Annotated in this window: 18 protein-coding genes; 3 read left to right on the top strand and 15 right to left on the bottom strand. The window is 43.5% G+C overall.

Annotated elements, in window-relative coordinates; genetic code table 11:
* Position 1: 1 nt before the first annotated feature.
* The 3 genes from BLW60_RS06895 to BLW60_RS06885 form a co-directional block, all read right to left on the bottom strand.
* Positions 2–271 (bottom strand): hypothetical protein, encoded by a 270-nt coding sequence (locus BLW60_RS06895; RefSeq protein WP_074715763.1) that lies wholly within the window; start codon positions 269–271, stop codon positions 2–4.
* A gap of 99 nt (positions 272–370) precedes the next feature.
* Positions 371–1,513, bottom strand: a complete 1,143-nt coding sequence (locus BLW60_RS06890) for a sporulation protein YqfD (RefSeq protein WP_074715761.1) — start codon at positions 1,511–1,513, stop codon at positions 371–373.
* Entirely contained in the window at positions 1,479–1,796 is a 318-nt protein-coding gene (locus BLW60_RS06885; protein WP_074715759.1) for a YabP/YqfC family sporulation protein, read from the bottom strand. Before BLW60_RS06885 ends, BLW60_RS06890 begins: the two co-directional genes overlap by 35 nt.
* Before the next feature lie 58 nt (positions 1,797–1,854).
* Between BLW60_RS06885 and BLW60_RS06880 the strand changes: the two genes are divergently transcribed.
* The 3 genes from BLW60_RS06880 to groL all read left to right on the top strand — a co-directional run bounded on the left by BLW60_RS06880 (position 1,855) and on the right by groL (position 5,187).
* Positions 1,855–2,970: a hypothetical protein gene (locus BLW60_RS06880; RefSeq protein ID WP_074715757.1), complete on the top strand. Its 1,116-nt coding sequence runs from the start codon at positions 1,855–1,857 to the stop codon at positions 2,968–2,970.
* A 161-nt stretch (positions 2,971–3,131) separates the two neighbouring features.
* Positions 3,132–3,404, top strand: a complete 273-nt coding sequence (locus BLW60_RS06875; protein WP_074715755.1) for a co-chaperone GroES — start codon at positions 3,132–3,134, stop codon at positions 3,402–3,404.
* A 160-nt stretch (positions 3,405–3,564) separates the two neighbouring features.
* Positions 3,565–5,187, top strand: coding sequence for a chaperonin GroEL (gene groL / locus BLW60_RS06870; protein ID WP_074715753.1), 1,623 nt, complete (start codon positions 3,565–3,567; stop codon positions 5,185–5,187).
* Between the two features lie 388 nt (positions 5,188–5,575).
* Here groL and BLW60_RS06865 read toward each other — a convergent pair whose 3' ends face one another.
* The 12 genes from BLW60_RS06865 to BLW60_RS06810 form a co-directional block, all read right to left on the bottom strand.
* Entirely contained in the window at positions 5,576–6,196 is a 621-nt protein-coding gene (locus BLW60_RS06865; protein ID WP_074715751.1) for a hypothetical protein, read from the bottom strand.
* Positions 6,197–6,206: 10 nt separating this feature from the next.
* Positions 6,207–7,493 (bottom strand): phosphoribosylamine--glycine ligase, encoded by a 1,287-nt coding sequence (gene purD, locus BLW60_RS06860; RefSeq protein WP_074715747.1) that lies wholly within the window; start codon positions 7,491–7,493, stop codon positions 6,207–6,209.
* 24 nt (positions 7,494–7,517) lie between these two features.
* The gene (locus tag BLW60_RS06855; protein WP_074715746.1) at positions 7,518–8,645 is read right to left on the bottom strand and encodes a hypothetical protein; all 1,128 of its coding nucleotides are present in this window, start codon (positions 8,643–8,645) and stop codon (positions 7,518–7,520) included.
* A 14-nt stretch (positions 8,646–8,659) separates the two neighbouring features.
* The gene (locus BLW60_RS06850) at positions 8,660–9,607 is read right to left on the bottom strand and encodes a hypothetical protein (protein WP_074715744.1); all 948 of its coding nucleotides are present in this window, start codon (positions 9,605–9,607) and stop codon (positions 8,660–8,662) included.
* The gene (locus tag BLW60_RS06845) at positions 9,604–10,602 is read right to left on the bottom strand and encodes a hypothetical protein (RefSeq protein ID WP_074715743.1); all 999 of its coding nucleotides are present in this window, start codon (positions 10,600–10,602) and stop codon (positions 9,604–9,606) included. The genes BLW60_RS06850 and BLW60_RS06845 overlap by 4 nt, the downstream gene beginning before the upstream one ends.
* Before the next feature lie 121 nt (positions 10,603–10,723).
* Complete coding sequence (locus BLW60_RS06840) at positions 10,724–11,245, bottom strand: hypothetical protein (RefSeq protein ID WP_074715741.1); 522 nt, start codon at positions 11,243–11,245, stop codon at positions 10,724–10,726.
* Between the two features lie 11 nt (positions 11,246–11,256).
* A complete protein-coding gene (locus tag BLW60_RS06835) occupies positions 11,257–11,778 on the bottom strand; it encodes a hypothetical protein (RefSeq protein WP_074715739.1) in 522 nt (173 codons plus the stop codon).
* 197 nt (positions 11,779–11,975) lie between these two features.
* Positions 11,976–12,581: a DUF5057 domain-containing protein gene (locus tag BLW60_RS06830; protein ID WP_074715737.1), complete on the bottom strand. Its 606-nt coding sequence runs from the start codon at positions 12,579–12,581 to the stop codon at positions 11,976–11,978.
* A gap of 61 nt (positions 12,582–12,642) precedes the next feature.
* A complete protein-coding gene (locus tag BLW60_RS06825; protein ID WP_074715734.1) occupies positions 12,643–13,824 on the bottom strand; it encodes a phosphoribosylaminoimidazolecarboxamide formyltransferase in 1,182 nt (393 codons plus the stop codon).
* Between the two features lie 90 nt (positions 13,825–13,914).
* A complete protein-coding gene (locus tag BLW60_RS06820; RefSeq protein WP_074715732.1) occupies positions 13,915–14,427 on the bottom strand; it encodes a hypothetical protein in 513 nt (170 codons plus the stop codon).
* Positions 14,428–14,466: 39 nt separating this feature from the next.
* Positions 14,467–14,937, bottom strand: a complete 471-nt coding sequence (locus BLW60_RS06815; RefSeq protein WP_074715730.1) for a hypothetical protein — start codon at positions 14,935–14,937, stop codon at positions 14,467–14,469.
* 45 nt (positions 14,938–14,982) lie between these two features.
* On the bottom strand, positions 14,983–15,696 hold the full coding sequence (locus BLW60_RS06810) for an IMP cyclohydrolase (protein WP_074715728.1): 714 nt from the start codon (positions 15,694–15,696) through the stop codon (positions 14,983–14,985).
* Between the last annotated feature and the right edge of the window lie 30 nt (positions 15,697–15,726).

The following is a 15,726-nucleotide window of genomic DNA, read 5'->3' as shown; positions in this document are numbered from 1 at the left end:
TTTATTCCCCGTTTTTTTCCAGTTCATTAATATATTGTCCCAGCTGTTGAAAGTCGGTATTTTCAGAACTCAGACATTTATCCGTGTCGGTGCCGAGGAATTTTTCACGGAGATCGAGCAATTTATTCCTGCGCTCGAAAGCTTCGGCAGTCATGACTATCATATCCTGACATTTATCGTTTACGAGTTTCATAGGTTCTGAAGTGATAGAACACAGTTTTACGAAAAGCTCATAATTCTCACTAAAGTCATCGCTTTTGATCGATATCATGGAAAGTCTCTCCTTTCAAGGAAAAAATTGATCCCCTGCTTACTATTTTACATTGAAAAGAGAGCTTTGTCAATATTTTTTTGTAAAAAATGACGGCTTTTATTTTATAAATATATCTTTTTGCTGAGCGATACTGCTTTCGAGGGTGTATTTTACGTTAAGTGTAAGGGTATCATTAGTTTTGACGGTATCAATGGTCCGTGAGATCATGCGTGTATCGCCGTCAAGGAAGTTATTTTCGTAAAGGTATACTCTTTCCATGAGCCGCTGTGACAGTTCTTCCTCGGTGAATGTATTTTCCACAGGTGAAAGCTCGGTGATATCCGTCCTGTCGATACCGATCGGCAGCTCTTTGCCGAAAAGTTCAAGGCGTTTTTGTGAGTTTACTGCATCACTGTGCGCGTAGTCGTTATGTCCGAACGAAAGCGGTATATCGAGACTGAAAAGCCTTAGCCTGCGAAGCTTCTTCCTTTTGCCTGTAGGAGCAAGCTCCTGCGAAATGAAAGGAGCTGAAAAGCTGACAGTTTCCTCATAAGTACCTCGGATATCTCCCATAGCGTGATAAATAAAGGTCTTGCCCTTCGGACCGTCGGAGACTCCGCTGATGAGCAGAGTACCTTTGGGAACGTAGTCCCCGACTATGTGTTTCAGCTCACCGCTCTGTACAAGCACCGAGGATATGACTGCATCACGGCTTGCGACTATATTGCAGGGGACACGTTCAAGAGACATATCGGGCTTGGGTTCGGCTTCGCGTATCTGCACTGCTATACGGCTTCCTGTGTGTCTTATGCCTGCCCAGGCGATACCCTCGACCATTGTTTTGAGTCTGTTCTGACATTCACGCAGGTCAAGGCGGTAGAGGGGAGTGCCTGCTTTTACGTCAAGCTCTGCAAGTGCGGAGAGGATAATATCATCACTTATTGAAGTATTGCCTTCTATCTCTATAGTGACGATAGTCTGAGAGAAATAAAGCACCGACAAAGCTGAAAATATAAGTCCCATAAACAGTCCTATCCTTTTCCGATAGCGGCGAAGTCTTGCGGAAAGGCTGTCGTATTCGGCAGCTTTCAGCTCTACGCCGCACTCCTTTGCAAGCTCACGTATCCTTTTCATATCCCTGTTAAAAACATCACCGCGGAATATTTCGCCGCGGCAGTACTGCCCTCTGCATTCTATGCGGTTTTCATGCATAAGATTTATGAATTTATAGAGTTTCTTCCCCTGTGCGTTTATCCTCATAGATCCTCTTAATTTCACGCTCATTATGCTTGTTCCTTTCTGTAAATTCTATCTTTTCGATATATCCGCGTATGACAAGTCCGCCTGTACGGAAGTCATAGGCTCTCAGACCGTTCCCGTGTATACTTATATAAAGTCCGCCTGAGACCAGCCGCATATAGACCTCGTTATATTCCTCTATCCTGCGGCAGTTATCTATTATAAGCTCCTTGTTGTCGGAAATGTGTATCCCTGAGTTTAAATAGAGAGTTTCACGGGTAAGCTCCGCAAGCCATTCAAACATAAGCTCCACTCCTGTATATTTTTTCACTTCCAATAATATGATTAAAGGGGTGATGATTATGAGGATATTTGCAGAAAAAGCTGCAAAAACGGTGAAGCTTGCGATACTTGCGGCAGCTGTCCTGTTCTGCACATTCGATACAGCTGCCGCAGCAGAAGCGGTCTATGGCAGCGTTCTGCGCTGCATAAACGTTGTGATACCGTCACTTTTCGCCATGATGATAGTATCTGCACTTATTGTAAGGAGCGGAGCTCTTACAGTTATACCGAAGTGTTGCGGACGTATAAGCAGGTTCATTTTCGGAATGGAAGGGAATATTTTCCCCATATTTACTTTCGGAATGTTCGCAGGTTATCCTGTGGGAGTAAAAATGCTCTGCGAGGAATACAGTGCAGGGAGACTGTCAAAAAAACGTGCGGAGCTGCTGTCCGGACTGTGCTTCGGAGCAGGTCCTGCCTTCACGTTCGGCTGTATATCACATCAGCTCTACAGCTCCGACAAAGCAGGCACAGCAATACTGATATCCAATATTTCCGCAAACTTTATCCTTGCCTTATTTATGTCCTTTTTTCTGAGGAAAGATGCCGAGGAGAGCTTTAAGAGGCAGAAATTCAGTCTGTCATCGGAAATGCTCACAAGCTCGGTAATTCAGAGCGGCAGAGCAATGGGTGATATATGCATTATGATAATGGCTTTTTCGGTGGTGAATGCGGTACTTATTCGCATCGGGGCGGCAGCAGCAGTTGGTGAGCTCCTTGCGAAGCTCACCAGCCTCGACCGCAGGAGCGGCGAGGCTTTAGTCGCCGCATTCCTTGATATTACAAATGTATCAGCATTGCCCTGCGGCGACTGGCTGCTGCTGCCTTACATAAGTGCGCTGGTTTCCTTTGGCGGAATATGTGTTATATTTCAGCTCTCGGCAGTTTCATCAGGCAGGATATCGCTGAGACCGCTGATAATTATGCGAATTGCCGCAGCTTTTATCAGCTTCTTGATATGCAGGCTCATACTGCCCTATTTCATGGAATACGAAACAGTGGAAGTATCAGTTGTAACAGTGAGCAGAAACAGCGGAGGTTCGCCCGTATCGTCAGTAATGTTAGTGCTGATGACTGTGATGCTTATGTGTGAAATGAGCGAAAAAAGCAATAAAAAACCAGCCGAAAGCACATAAAAATTCACTTTACAAGGCGTGATTTGTGTACAGTGACAAAAATTGTGAAAGCTTGCAGAAAAGGCTTGATTTATTGTAAAAAGGTGGTAAAATATAATTAGCACTCAAAGAGAAAGAGTGCTAAACATTGATTTGTAATTAATTATCAGGAGGTATATATCATGACTATCAAACCTTTACAGGACAGAGTTGTCGTAAAAATGGTCGAGGCTGAGGAGACTACAAAGAGCGGTATCATTCTTTCAGGTTCAGCCAAGGAAAAGCCTGAGGTAGCTGAGGTCGTTGAGGTAGGTCCCGGCACTTCTGACATTAAAATGGAAGTTAAGAAGGGCGATAAGGTCCTCATTTCTAAATATTCAGGAACAAACGTAAAGCTCGAGGGTAAAGAGTACATCATCGTAAAGATGGAAGATATCCTCGCAACAGTAAAATAATGCGTAATAAGTTGAGAGTGGAGAATTGAAAGTTGAGAGTTAATGTATCGGCTTACGCCGATTGATTGGAAAATTTTTCAATCTGTCCCCGTCAGGGGACACAACAACTCTCAACTCTAAACTCTCAACTGTAAACTATATTATAAAGGAGTTAATTATAATGGCTAAGGATATAAAGTACGGCGAAGACGCAAGAAAAGCACTTCAGGCAGGTATCGACAAGCTTGCTGATACAGTAAGGATAACAATGGGACCTAAGGGCAGAAACGTAGTTCTTGACAAAAAGTTCGGTGCTCCGCTCATCACAAACGACGGTGTTACTATCGCTAAGGATATCGAGCTTGAGGACGCTTTCGAGAACATGGGCGCACAGCTCGTTAAGGAAGTTGCTACAAAGACAAACGATGCAGCAGGTGACGGTACAACAACTGCTACACTTCTCGCACAGACTATCGTTCGTGAGGGTATGAAGAATATCGCAGCAGGTGCAAATCCAATGGTACTCAAAAAGGGTATCGCTAAAGCTGTAGACGTTGCTGTAAAGGCTATCGTTGACAACTCAAAGGCTGTACAGGGCAGCGAGGATATCGCAAGAGTAGGTACAGTTTCTTCTGCTGACGAGGCAGTAGGTAAGCTCATTGCCGAGGCTATGGAAAAGGTAACTGCTGACGGCGTTATCACTCTCGAAGAGAGCAAGACAGCCGAGACATACAGCGAAGTTGTTGAAGGTATGCAGTTCGACAGAGGCTACATCTCACCATATATGGTAACAGATGCAGACAAGATGGAAGCTGTTTACGATGACGCTTTCGTTCTTATCACAGACAAGAAGATATCTTCTATCCAGGAGATACTCCCACTTCTCGAGCAGATCGTAAAAATGGGCAAGAAGCTCGTTATCATTGCTGAGGACGTTGAGGGCGAAGCTCTTACAACAATTATCCTCAACAATCTCCGCGGCACATTCAAGGTCGCAGCTGTTAAGGCTCCGGGCTTTGGTGACAGACGTAAGGAAATGCTCAAGGATATAGCAGTTCTTACAGGCGGCGAGGTAATTTCTTCCGAGCTCGGTCTTGAACTCACAGAGACAACTATCGACCAGCTTGGTCAGGCTAAGCAGGTAGTTATCCAGAAGGAGAATACTATCATCGTTGACGGTGCAGGCGACAAGAAGGCTATCCAGTCAAGAGTTGCACAGATCAGAAAGGCTATCGAGACAACAACTTCTGATTTCGACCGTGAGAAGCTCCAGGAAAGACTTGCAAAGCTTGCAGGCGGTGTTGCTGTTATCAAGGTAGGTGCTGCTACAGAGATCGAGATGAAGGAAAAGAAGCTCCGTATCGAGGACGCTCTTGCAGCTACAAAGGCAGCTGTTGAAGAGGGTATCGTAGCAGGCGGCGGTACAGCATTCGTAAATGCTATGCCTGCTGTAAACAAGCTTATCCCAACACTTGACGGTGATGAAAAGACAGGTGCTAAGATAATCCTCAAGGCACTTGAAGCTCCTGTACGTCAGATCGCTGAGAACGCAGGTCTTGAAGGCAGCGTTATCATCGACAAGATAGTACGTTCACGTAAGGTAGGCTACGGCTTCGATGCTTACAACGAGGTATATACAGACATGATACCTGCCGGTATCGTTGATCCTACTAAGGTTACAAGAAGCGCACTCCAGAACGCTGCATCAGTAGCTTCAATGGTTCTTACAACTGAGAGCCTTGTAGCTGATATCAAGGAGGACACTCCTGCAGCTCCTGCAATGCCCGCAGGCGGAATGTATTGATAATTCGCTTGCGAATTATCAATTAGGAATTCGGAAAGCGGAATTCAGAATTATAAAATTTAAAGGCGAACCGAAAGGTTCGCCTTTTTTGTAGGGAACGCCATCTTCGGCGTTCCGTAAAAGTGGTATAAAATATCAAGGCGGCCTCGTATAAACGGTGAGTCTCTTTTGTAGGGGCGAGTTCCGCTCGCCCGTGTTTCTTTTGACTATGCTACCGCCCCTAAACTAACCACTAACAACTACACACTAAAAAACGCCTGCACTGTGAAAACTCACAAATGCAGGCATATATTATTGTGCGATATATAGAACTCAAAAAATATTTTTCTGAAATTCAACGCTTTTGCATTGAATTTCTTCCTTTTTCGGACTATATATGAAAGCGTTCTCAATCATCAACGATAGAACTTGTAAATTCCGCAACTCTGGCTTTATCGCCGTGGCAGTCCACTTCGATATCCTCACGGGCAATAAGTTTGCCTATGGAGAAGAACAGCAGAGCGAATGCAACAGAATTTATCATGATACTGAAATAAATACGCAGTCCGATGATATTGCCGAGCATTCCGCAGAACATGATAGAAATGCTGATTATAGTGAAAAGCTCCAGCTTCTTTTTATCGGGATCAAGCTGTAAGAATGTAAGGCAGGTGAGTCCCGAGAAAGCTGAATGTACCATAGCCAGCAGGAGCGAATACGGCTGATAGAAGTCGAGCCTGTAGGAATTGAGCTCCAGTACCATCATTAAAGCTTCAACGATGATATATATCGTAATGCATATTTTCATCATAGTCCTAAATCTCATAGCCGTTGATATGAGCCAGTCGCCCCACAGGAAAAGGCAAAATCCGCCTATTTCCACGCTGTATGCGATTATTTCGAGTATCTTTGAAAAAACTGATTCATAGTCGAAGGTCTTGTAATATATCAGGCATATGATGCTGAATGCAAAAAACAGCAGATTTGCGATAAAACAGTACTTTATACCGTTATTTAAACGTTTATGCATGATATGCTCCTTAGCTGAGAGCCTTCAGAGCTCTCTGACCGATATCTTTTCGGAAATGAGCCCCCTCAAAGCTTATCTTTGATACACCCTCATAAGCCTTATCAAGTGCAGCCTGAAGAGTATCGCCCTTTGCGGTAACGCCTATGACACGACCACCGTTTGTAAGAAATTCGCCGTTTTCACTGAGCTTAGTACCTGCATGATAAACGAAACAGCCCTCGACCTGACCTTTATCGTCAAAGCCGTTCATAACTATGCCCTTAGGATAGCTTTCGGGGTAGCCGCCGCTTGCCATGATAACGCAGGCACAGCTTCCCTTATGCCACTTTATGTCCACCTTGTCCAGTTCGTGGTTGTAAATAGCCTCGAATATCTCATAGAGGTCAGCGTCAAGCATAGGAAGTACTACCTGAGTTTCGGGATCACCGAAACGGCAGTTGTATTCAATTACCTTTGGTCCCTTGGGAGTTATCATAAGTCCGAAGTAGAGACAGCCTTCAAAAGTGCGTCCCTCAGCGTTCATAGCGTTCATAGTAGGAATGAATATCTTTTCCATACATTCCTTAGCAATATCCTCAGTGTAGCATGGGTTAGGTGAAACAGTACCCATACCGCCTGTGTTAAGTCCCTGATCTCCGTCAAGAGCGCGTTTGTGATCCATAGAGGATATCATAGGAACTAAAGTTTTTCCGTCAGTGAAGCTGAGGACAGATACCTCAGGACCTGTGAGGAATTCCTCGATAACTATACGTGCGGAGCTCTTGCCGAATTTGAGCTCGTCGATCATCTCGTGTACAGCAGCAACAGCTTCTTCCTCATTCTGAGCGATGATAACGCCCTTGCCGAGAGCAAGACCGTCAGCCTTGATAACAGCAGGGTAGCTATTCTGCTCCTTGAGGTAAGCGATAGCCTTATCGGACTCTGTGAATACCTCGTAGAAAGCTGTAGGGATATTGTACTTCTTCATAAGCTCTTTGGAGAATACCTTAGAGCCTTCTATAATAGCGGCATTAGCTTTAGGACCGAATGTCATGAAGCCCTCTTTCTGCAAAGCGTCTACCATACCAAGTACGAGGGGATCATCAGGAGCAACTACTACCATATCGGGCTTGAGCTGTTTTGCAAGAGCAACTACTCCGTCAACATCTGTTGCACCTACATTGAAACATTCAGCATACTTGGATATACCGCCGTTTCCGGGAGTGCAGTAGATCTTGCCTACCTTAGGGCTCTCAGCCAGTTTCATTATAATAGCGTGTTCGCGTCCGCCGCCGCCTACTACTAATACGTTCTTCATTGGGAAATTCCTCCTTGGGGATATTTATTCATTTAAAATTAACTGCTCAACAAGCTCATCAGACTCCGCTTTGAGCTGATCGTAGTTATCCTTTGACAGATTGGTGAAGATACAGGCAATACAGTCATCAAGTTCATAGAATACATATTCAAAGTATGTGGCAGGATTATTTACCTTTACATACCTTGCCTTATGACCTCTGAATTCGGTTTCTTCGTTTGCGAGAATATCTTCTTTTTCTATGTCTTCAAGTACTTCTTTGACTTCTTTTTTTATGGTAGTATCAGATATATTTGCATCAAATGCGGTATAAGATGTTCCGCTTGCAAGAGTATCTTTATTGTAGAAGCTTACCCAGTAAAGTCCTCTGTCATCAGGCGCAATTTCAGAACCGATATACCAGTTCCCACTTTCGGATATTCTGAAATATGGGCACGAAAAGGTCTTGGACTCATAAGCAGGTTCGTCAGCGGCAATGCTTCCGAGAATACTTTCCTTGACTATTTCCAGCCATTCTCTGCCTTTTTCGTTTGAAGCCTGTAACATTATACTTATGAAACAGCCATCAGGACTGCTTATTTTGTAATTTACAAACTCTACAGAGCTGTCATTTTTGCTGATGCCTGTTATCTCATAGGCATCAAGACCGTTAACGGTGATAATACCGCCGTTTGCGTCGGCTGCCGTGAACTTCATACTCTCGAGATCGCCTTCAAACAGGTCAGATGAATGAATATGCAGCTGTTTTCCTGAACATTCGACAGCTGCAAGAGCATTGCCGTCAGCTTCTGCGTATTCGCCGTCAGGAATGAAAATGGAACTGTATGTGTCACGTGGGTCCACATTGCTTTTTTCTTCCTCATCGAGCATACGCATTTTATCGACAGGGAGCTTCATACTGAAATAAGAGATGCGGAATTCATCTTCGTCGAGGCTGATGTTCAGGTCGGGTTCTGACATGGGAACATATTCAAAATCACTGTTTTCAGTTATATTTTCTTTCGTATCTTCATTATCCGCAGCAGATGCTTCTGTTGTATTTACGGTGGTATCCGTTTCTGTATCCTTCTCTTCGATAAGAGATGAAGGTCCGCAGCTGCAAAGCAAAAGAGCTGAGCAGAATAATGAAGTAATAAAAAGTTTTTTTCTCATGTCCCCTCCGAGTTTTATTTTATCGTTATGCCGTCAAGCATTTCGCTTATGGCTGATTCGTCCTTGTCTATCAAGCCCTCGGCAGTGATAAGGTAATTCTTATCGCCTTTGACAAAGCCATATTGCTCGTACTTTATTATATCTCCATCTTCACCAAAATTTTGTTTAAAGCAGAGATACTCACATTTAATTCCGAAAAGTTCTTTTTGACCACGTACAGGATCAAAAAAATATTCACTGTCGCTTTTAAATTTTTCATATCGTTTGTCAAGCATTTCGGACGGAGGATCTGTTTTGCCTGACTCAGACACAGACAAAAATACTGCTGGGTAGGAAGAGTTGAAATAATCATCTCCCTCGGTATATCTTATCTTGATATCAATCAGAGATTTATCATTGTTTATCTCATTATCTGCGGCGAAATATTTATGACCTGTCTTTATGCTGAAGTAGGGATAGTCGTATTCTTCGGGAAGATCAGCAATTCTGAAATCCGAGGTGTACTTTACCGTCTTCATGATATTCTTTATAGCCTTTTCTGAAAGGAATCCTTTTATGGCAGAACAGCTGGTCTTTACATCTAAAAAGCGGGTATCAGTTCCTGCAACATATTGTATCAGCGGTTCTGACTTAGTATTTGTGGTATGCTCTGAATAACATTCAAGCCCTGAACCAATATCAAAAGCCTTTGCCTTGTCTTCGGAACTTTCTGTGTAAGCTTTTACTGTACAGTTATAGGTACAGTCATCGAAATATATTCGGCTGTGAAAAGGACCGCTGAACATCATATCATATAGTCCGAGTTCATCATCATCCAAAAGCTTAAAGCCTTTCGGTACTTTAAAGCTGAAATTGTCGGTTTTGTACTCTACCGAAGGGTGAGTCATATAGTATGTATATCCTATAGAACCTGCTGCTGCAAGAACAAGGATAGATGAGAGCGTTATAATTATTTTTTTCATTTCTGCACCGTTTCCTTTATTGTTATGCCGTCAAGCATTTCTTTTACGTCAGCTTCGTCAATGTCTTTGCAGTATGATGCTTCAATACGGTAGGTATATTTACCATTGTTGAAAAAATAATAATCGAAGCAATTATATTTATCCATTACAGAGTGGACGAGCTCGCATTTTAAGCCGAACATATCCAGCTGATCTCTCGTCACCTCATCGTAGAATCCGTCGGGACGGGTATCTTTTACTGAATCCTCTGTTTCAAGGAAACCGTTATATACATCATCTGCAAGGTCAACAGGTGATTTGCCATTATCGTAGACCTTTATTTCAAGAAACGGATAATTTATTTTATGAAAATCGTCTGTATTAGCATATCTTTCATCTAAATAGAGTATGTAATCGGATTTTGCAGATGAATAAGTTTCATGTTCATAGCAATAGTATTTTGAGCCTGTGTATACGCTTAAATACTCACAGTCATACACATCTGGCTTGTCCGCGAGGCGGAAATCAGAGGTGTATTTTACAGTTTTTGCGATCTTTGCAAGTACAGGTTTTATGATCTTTGCCTTTAACGGAGTGCAATCGCAGTATATATTAAAATAGTTTGTATCTGTTCCGAGAATGTACCCGATCTGTAAGCTCTTTTCATCATTTTCGTCCCCAAAAACGGGCTTTGCTGTACAGTAATAGCCATCATACGGGTATCCTTCGAGCTTTTCAAACTTTACGTCTTCACTGATTCGGTAAACGTAATCTTTTACCGTTTCGAGATCGCAGTTTGTATCTATGTCTCTAATGAATATTGTCTCGCCCCAAAATTTGTAAGTTCCCGAATAATTGACTGTATAGTCGATGCACTCGAAGCCGTCAGGCAATTTAAAGCTGAAGTTTTTAAGTTCATGCTCCTCGGACGGGTGAGTGATGTATAAGTATGCACCGAACAACGATGCGACCAGAATGAGCACAATAGATGACAGAATGATAATAATTTTTTTCATAGTCAAATTTCCCCTTTTGATTTTTCCCTTATATCATTATATTATAACGAACGGCACAGAACCCCTTCTGCTCATTCGCTAAAAGCGTATTTTTATGTTAAAAACGCCGAAAAATGCACGTTTATGCACTTTTCTCCTCTAATTTCCTGCTTTCTGCAAGATTTCCTCCGTATATCTCTATTGAGGCACAGCAGCATACCATAACGAATGCAGCACAAACCAGGAAACCTGACAAGCCTCTTAATGAGTTTACCTGTGTTACGATGTCCATGATGTCTTTGCCGTATTTTTCCTTGATATTGTTGCGTATGATACGGTTTACCAGCATTGAGCAGCCGTAATCTGTAAGGAAAAGTAATACTGCAAGGACAATGGTGATTATGCCTCGTTTTTTCTTGAGATCCTTGTATGCACAGTTTATTGAAGCCAGTACGCATATAGGTGCGGAAACGATAAGGGCTTCCAGCATAAGTCCGAACTTGATATTGGCAGGAAGAGTCTCACTTTTTACGGTCTCTCCGAAAAGAGCCGTATACAGTGAGAGATGATTATACATTATGAAAAATATGTCGAGAGCGAGTTTGATAATACAAAATAAAGCTGAAGTAAGTAATGTGATCTTTAGTGTGTTTGATTTCTGCATTTTTATGCTCCTTATTTGTATTTTAAATGCTTAACGTGACGGTCCTCGTCTATACCGAGTGCAGCAGCTGTGCATATAAGCACCAGTGCGCCCACAAGGAGTATACTGAAGAAGAATGTCACGTATTCTGTTCGCTGTATCAGCCAGCGACCCGAAACATGGCTTTCAGCCATTGAAGTATGTGATATGAACAGAGCCATAACGTGCTCTATGATAAAACCTATAAGCCATAGGGCAGGGGCAACTTTAAGCGTTCGCTTGCATCGTTTTGCCGAGAAAGCCCAGCCCATGCAGCTGAATATATAGATCAGAAACGGCAGCCATACTATCTGAAGCGCACACAGCAGTGCTTTGCATTTGCCTGACATACCTATATCGGGGTGATTATCCTTGATGGAATCGCTTAGGAGAGCATTGAAAACAGGCCCCGAAGTCAGATAAGCGATAACAGAGATGATAATGTAAAATATGGTGAAAGCGGCTGCGGTTATGTATAGTTTCTTTAGTGAGATAGAATTATAATTGCTGCTCATATATATCCCCCTTTTTTCTGAAAATATCAGTATTGCTGCGCAATTATCGCATTATATAACATTATATCACATAATTCTGAAAATAGCAACAGACGAAAAGAAAAAAATATCGCATAAATATCTGTTTTTTTCATAGCTTCGAGAAAATTCGTCTGACGGTACGATATCAGGAGATATGGTGAAATAGCGGCACGATGTCAGTTTTCTCTTATGCTTGAGAGTATCTCGGTTATTTTGCCTTCTACGTAGCCGAAATTGGTGCTCTCTGCATAGACGCAAAGGTATTTGCCGCCGAAGTCCGCAAGATAAGACCTGCAATGCAGATCATCGTTTGCAGCCCATTCATAGTAATAGAAGGTACATTTTGCAGTAGCAGTTGTACCTGTGAAAATGATATTATCATTGTTTTCGGAGCTTATGGCTTCCTGAGCGGATTTGCCGTCCGTGTTCTCAGCAACATAGATCTTTAAGCCGCAGGTGGTGAAATCCCTGTCAGTGACCATTTTCAGGTCGCAGGGCATAGCTCCGCCCTCAGTAACAGTCTCAGAGCTGTCATACTTCCATATATTCGGTTCGGCATACATTGAGAAAGAGTGGCTTTTGTAGTTGCCGTTTTTATACTCTGTATTTTCGATCACAGGTGACATGGGAACAGGCGGAGCAGAAGTTGTTCCCTCAGTTGAGGCTTCGGAAGCTGCCGAAGCGTTAGTATCTGAGGTATCGTTCTTTTTATCAAGGCAGCTGCAAAGTGATACTGCCATTAAAGCAGCTGCGATAACAGCTGTGAAATGAAGTTTTTTCATATGTATATCTCCATAATACAAGGCTGCGGTCAGATGTTGACCGCAGCCTGAGCATTTTATATCAGTGGTGGAAAAGGCGGATACCTGTGAACGCCATAGCGATATTGTACTTGTTGCAGGTCTCGATAACGTTATCATCACGGATAGAACCACCCGGCTCTGCGATATACTCAACGCCTGACTTCTTAGCTCTTTCGATGTTGTCACCGAATGGGAAGAAAGCATCTGAACCGAGGCATACGCCTGTATTCTTAGCGAGCCAAGCTTTCTTTTCTTCTCTTGTGAATACAGCAGGCTTTACCTTGAAGATACGCTGCCACTCGCCCTCGCGGAGAACGTCCTCGTACTCATCGCCGATGTAAACGTCGATAGCGTTGTCGCGGTCTGCACGGCGGATATCATCAACGAACTGGAGTCCCATTACCTGTGGAGACTGTCTCAGCCACCAGTTGTCAGCCTTCTGACCTGCAAGTCTTGTGCAGTGGATACGTGACTGCTGACCTGCACCGATACCGATAGCCTGACCGTCCTTTACGTAGCAAACAGAGTTTGACTGTGTATATTTAAGTGTGATGAGAGAGATAAGGAGATCGTCCTTCTTGTCATCGGGGATATCCTTGTTCTCGGTAACTACATTAGCGAGGAGCTCACGGTTGATGTCAAGCTCATTGCGTCCCTGCTCGAAGGATACGCCGTATACCTGCTTTGTCTCGATCGGAGCAGGCTTGTAGTTCTCGTCCATTTTGAGTATGCAGTATGTACCCTTTCTCTTTGACTTGAGTATCTCAAGAGCCTCGGGATCATAGTCAGGAGCGATAACGCCGTCTGATACCTCGCGCTGTATCATCTTGGCTGTGCATACGTCTACCTTGTCGGAAAGAGCGATGAAATCGCCGTAAGAGGACATTCTGTCAGCACCTCTTGCTCTTGCATAAGCACTTGCAAGGGGAGTGAGCTCGCCGAGATCGTCTACCCAGTAGATCTTCTTCAGATCATCGCTGAGAGGTCTGCCGATAGCAGCACCTGCCGGAGATACGTGCTTGAAAGAAGTTGCTGCGCACATACCTGTAGCAGCCTTGAGCTCCTTAACGAGCTGCCAGCCGTTGAAAGCGTCAAGAAGATTGATATAGCCGGGCTTGCCGCAGAGCACTTCGATAGGGAGCTCGCTGCCGTCTGCCATATAAACTCTTGATGGCTTCTGATTTGGGTTACAGCCGTATTTTAACTGCATTTCATTTGACATGGTAAATGTCCTCCTTATATTAATTCATAATTAATAATGCTTTATGTATAATTATTCAGCACAAAGGCTTTATATAGAAAAATCAAAATATCAGGCAGTGAATATAGCGTATATGATCGCGGAAAGAAAAGCTGTTCCGCAAAGGATAATAAATCCTGTACCGAATACCTTTATGAAGCTGCCTTTTTTAGGTGTATTTGCGTCAATAGGCTTGGGGTAGTCCGCACATCTGAGAAGAGAAATGATAAGCAGACCGAAAAGAGCAGCCAGTATGAGCGTAACTCCTATAGCAATGTAAGCGTCTTCCGTGTCACTGCTAAGTACCGCACATAAGAAACCCACAAAGGACATTGCACCTGTGATAAGGTACAGCCTATTGCGTTTTTTCTCCCATGCTGCAAGCTGATGCTTATACTGCTTTTCAGCATTGAGATGCTTGTCCAGGTCGCTTACTTTATCCCGTAAGCCCACTACCTCAGCTTCGGCTTTTGCTTCATCAAAGCATACCTCGCAGCCGCAGTAAGGGCAGACTCCGAAGTATTCATCTTTTTTACGTTCAACTGCCGCACCGCAGTGAGGGCAGTCTATAGTAACTACATTCATTTTATCACTTTCCCCTAATATAGCCGCTATACGGCTCAGTTAACTGTCCTGATTTCTTTTTATTCTTTCAAGCTCTTTGCGGATATTGTCCGCCCAGTCAGTATCATCGTTGGTGATATGATACACTCTGAAACCGTATGCGATACCGTTTTCATAGACGGACTTTTCATCGTCCACATGAAGGTCGATACGGTAAACAGATGGATATTTTGAAGGGAAGTTTGCTCTTCCTCGTGCAACTTCCTTTTCGTGACGGACGGCGTTGACTATACTGTCTATCCTTATGCCGTAGTGCTTGAAAATACCGCGGATATACCTGTCTGTCCTGTTTGAGGTGGTGTATATCCAAAGCTCTGTATCAAAGTCGTTTATCCATTTTAGAAGCTCCGCAGCACCTTTTCTGAGCTTGTCCTTGTATATTTTGTTATACGGGAATTTCAGATCGGGCTCTGTGGGGACTTCCGCAGGATTTACGAAAAGAGTCTCGTCAAGATCAAATGATATCTTCATAATTATTCAAGATGTTTACGGCGTGAATAATCAACAGATAAAATATTACTTGTTCTTGTTGATTATACGAGTCTCCTCTGTATTATCTTCAAGATTTACGTAGCGAACAAAGAGAGATACCTTGTTGTCAGCGTTGAGGTTGTTCCAGAGCATATCTGTGAACTGGTCGATACTGCCGCTGATGCCTACAAGCTTAGGCTCGCCCTCAAAGCTCGGAAGCGGATTGCCGTCACCCATATATGTATGAATGAAGTGTCCCTCACCTGCGATAGGATTTGTGTAACTGAATGTGTATCTCTGACATGACTCAGGGTTGCCGTTTGCACTCTTGAGGATAGACATTGCGTAGTTGAAGCCCTTGTCCTCGAAGTGGAGTATTCCTGAGATACGAGGTGTATAGTTAGGAGCATCGTCCTCGAATTCGCGTGTGCGGAGGGACTGCTCGAAAGTCTGCTGCTTGTCCATGAGCTCGTAGATAGTATCGGTCTGATCGCCGTTTGTAACGATGAGCTTATTGCCGAGAACTCTTACGGGAGCGTAGATGATAAGGTGGGGATCAGTGAGCTTTGAAGGATCGAAAGCCTCTGTGCGGATACCCTTGCCTTCCTCGATGAAAACGCGGTTGCGGCTGTTTTCGCTTCTGCCCATGATGAAGTATGCAGTAACAGCGTACTTTCCGCAGTCGGACTTACCGATGACGATACCTCTTCCTGGGTAAGCGTTTGAACTGAGTTCCTGTGCTAAATCAAGCTTTTTCATAATATTAATAACTCCTTTCGGATAATGGTC

It is taken from the genome of Ruminococcus flavefaciens, from assembly GCF_900108555.1.
GTDB classification, from domain to species: Bacteria; Bacillota; Clostridia; order Oscillospirales; family Ruminococcaceae; genus Ruminococcus; species Ruminococcus flavefaciens_P.
This window is presented reverse-complemented; position numbering and strand designations above follow the sequence as displayed.

Excerpts from the sequence above, each read along its gene's own strand:
- BLW60_RS06825 (WP_074715734.1), bottom strand. The coding sequence starts at position 13,824 with ATGTCAAATGAAATGCAGTTAAAATACGGCTGTAACCCAAATCAGAAG.
- BLW60_RS06835 (WP_074715739.1), bottom strand. The coding sequence starts at position 11,778 with ATGAGCAGCAATTATAATTCTATCTCACTAAAGAAACTATACATAACC.
- BLW60_RS06865 (WP_074715751.1), bottom strand. The coding sequence starts at position 6,196 with ATGCATAAACGTTTAAATAACGGTATAAAGTACTGTTTTATCGCAAAT.
- BLW60_RS06830 (WP_074715737.1), bottom strand. The coding sequence starts at position 12,581 with ATGAAAAAACTTCATTTCACAGCTGTTATCGCAGCTGCTTTAATGGCA.
- BLW60_RS06845 (WP_074715743.1), bottom strand. The coding sequence starts at position 10,602 with ATGAAAAAAATTATTATCATTCTGTCATCTATTGTGCTCATTCTGGTC.
- groL (WP_074715753.1), top strand. The coding sequence starts at position 3,565 with ATGGCTAAGGATATAAAGTACGGCGAAGACGCAAGAAAAGCACTTCAG.
- BLW60_RS06880 (WP_074715757.1), top strand. The coding sequence starts at position 1,855 with ATGAGGATATTTGCAGAAAAAGCTGCAAAAACGGTGAAGCTTGCGATA.
- BLW60_RS06895 (WP_074715763.1), bottom strand. The coding sequence starts at position 271 with ATGATATCGATCAAAAGCGATGACTTTAGTGAGAATTATGAGCTTTTC.
- BLW60_RS06890 (WP_074715761.1), bottom strand. The coding sequence starts at position 1,513 with ATGAGGATAAACGCACAGGGGAAGAAACTCTATAAATTCATAAATCTT.
- BLW60_RS06875 (WP_074715755.1), top strand. The coding sequence starts at position 3,132 with ATGACTATCAAACCTTTACAGGACAGAGTTGTCGTAAAAATGGTCGAG.
- BLW60_RS06820 (WP_074715732.1), bottom strand. The coding sequence starts at position 14,427 with ATGAATGTAGTTACTATAGACTGCCCTCACTGCGGTGCGGCAGTTGAA.
- BLW60_RS06850 (WP_074715744.1), bottom strand. The coding sequence starts at position 9,607 with ATGAAAAAAATAATTATAACGCTCTCATCTATCCTTGTTCTTGCAGCA.
- BLW60_RS06885 (WP_074715759.1), bottom strand. The coding sequence starts at position 1,796 with ATGTTTGAATGGCTTGCGGAGCTTACCCGTGAAACTCTCTATTTAAAC.
- BLW60_RS06855 (WP_074715746.1), bottom strand. The coding sequence starts at position 8,645 with ATGAGAAAAAAACTTTTTATTACTTCATTATTCTGCTCAGCTCTTTTG.
- BLW60_RS06840 (WP_074715741.1), bottom strand. The coding sequence starts at position 11,245 with ATGCAGAAATCAAACACACTAAAGATCACATTACTTACTTCAGCTTTA.
- BLW60_RS06815 (WP_074715730.1), bottom strand. The coding sequence starts at position 14,937 with ATGAAGATATCATTTGATCTTGACGAGACTCTTTTCGTAAATCCTGCG.
- purD (WP_074715747.1), bottom strand. The coding sequence starts at position 7,493 with ATGAAGAACGTATTAGTAGTAGGCGGCGGCGGACGCGAACACGCTATT.
- BLW60_RS06810 (WP_074715728.1), bottom strand. The coding sequence starts at position 15,696 with ATGAAAAAGCTTGATTTAGCACAGGAACTCAGTTCAAACGCTTACCCA.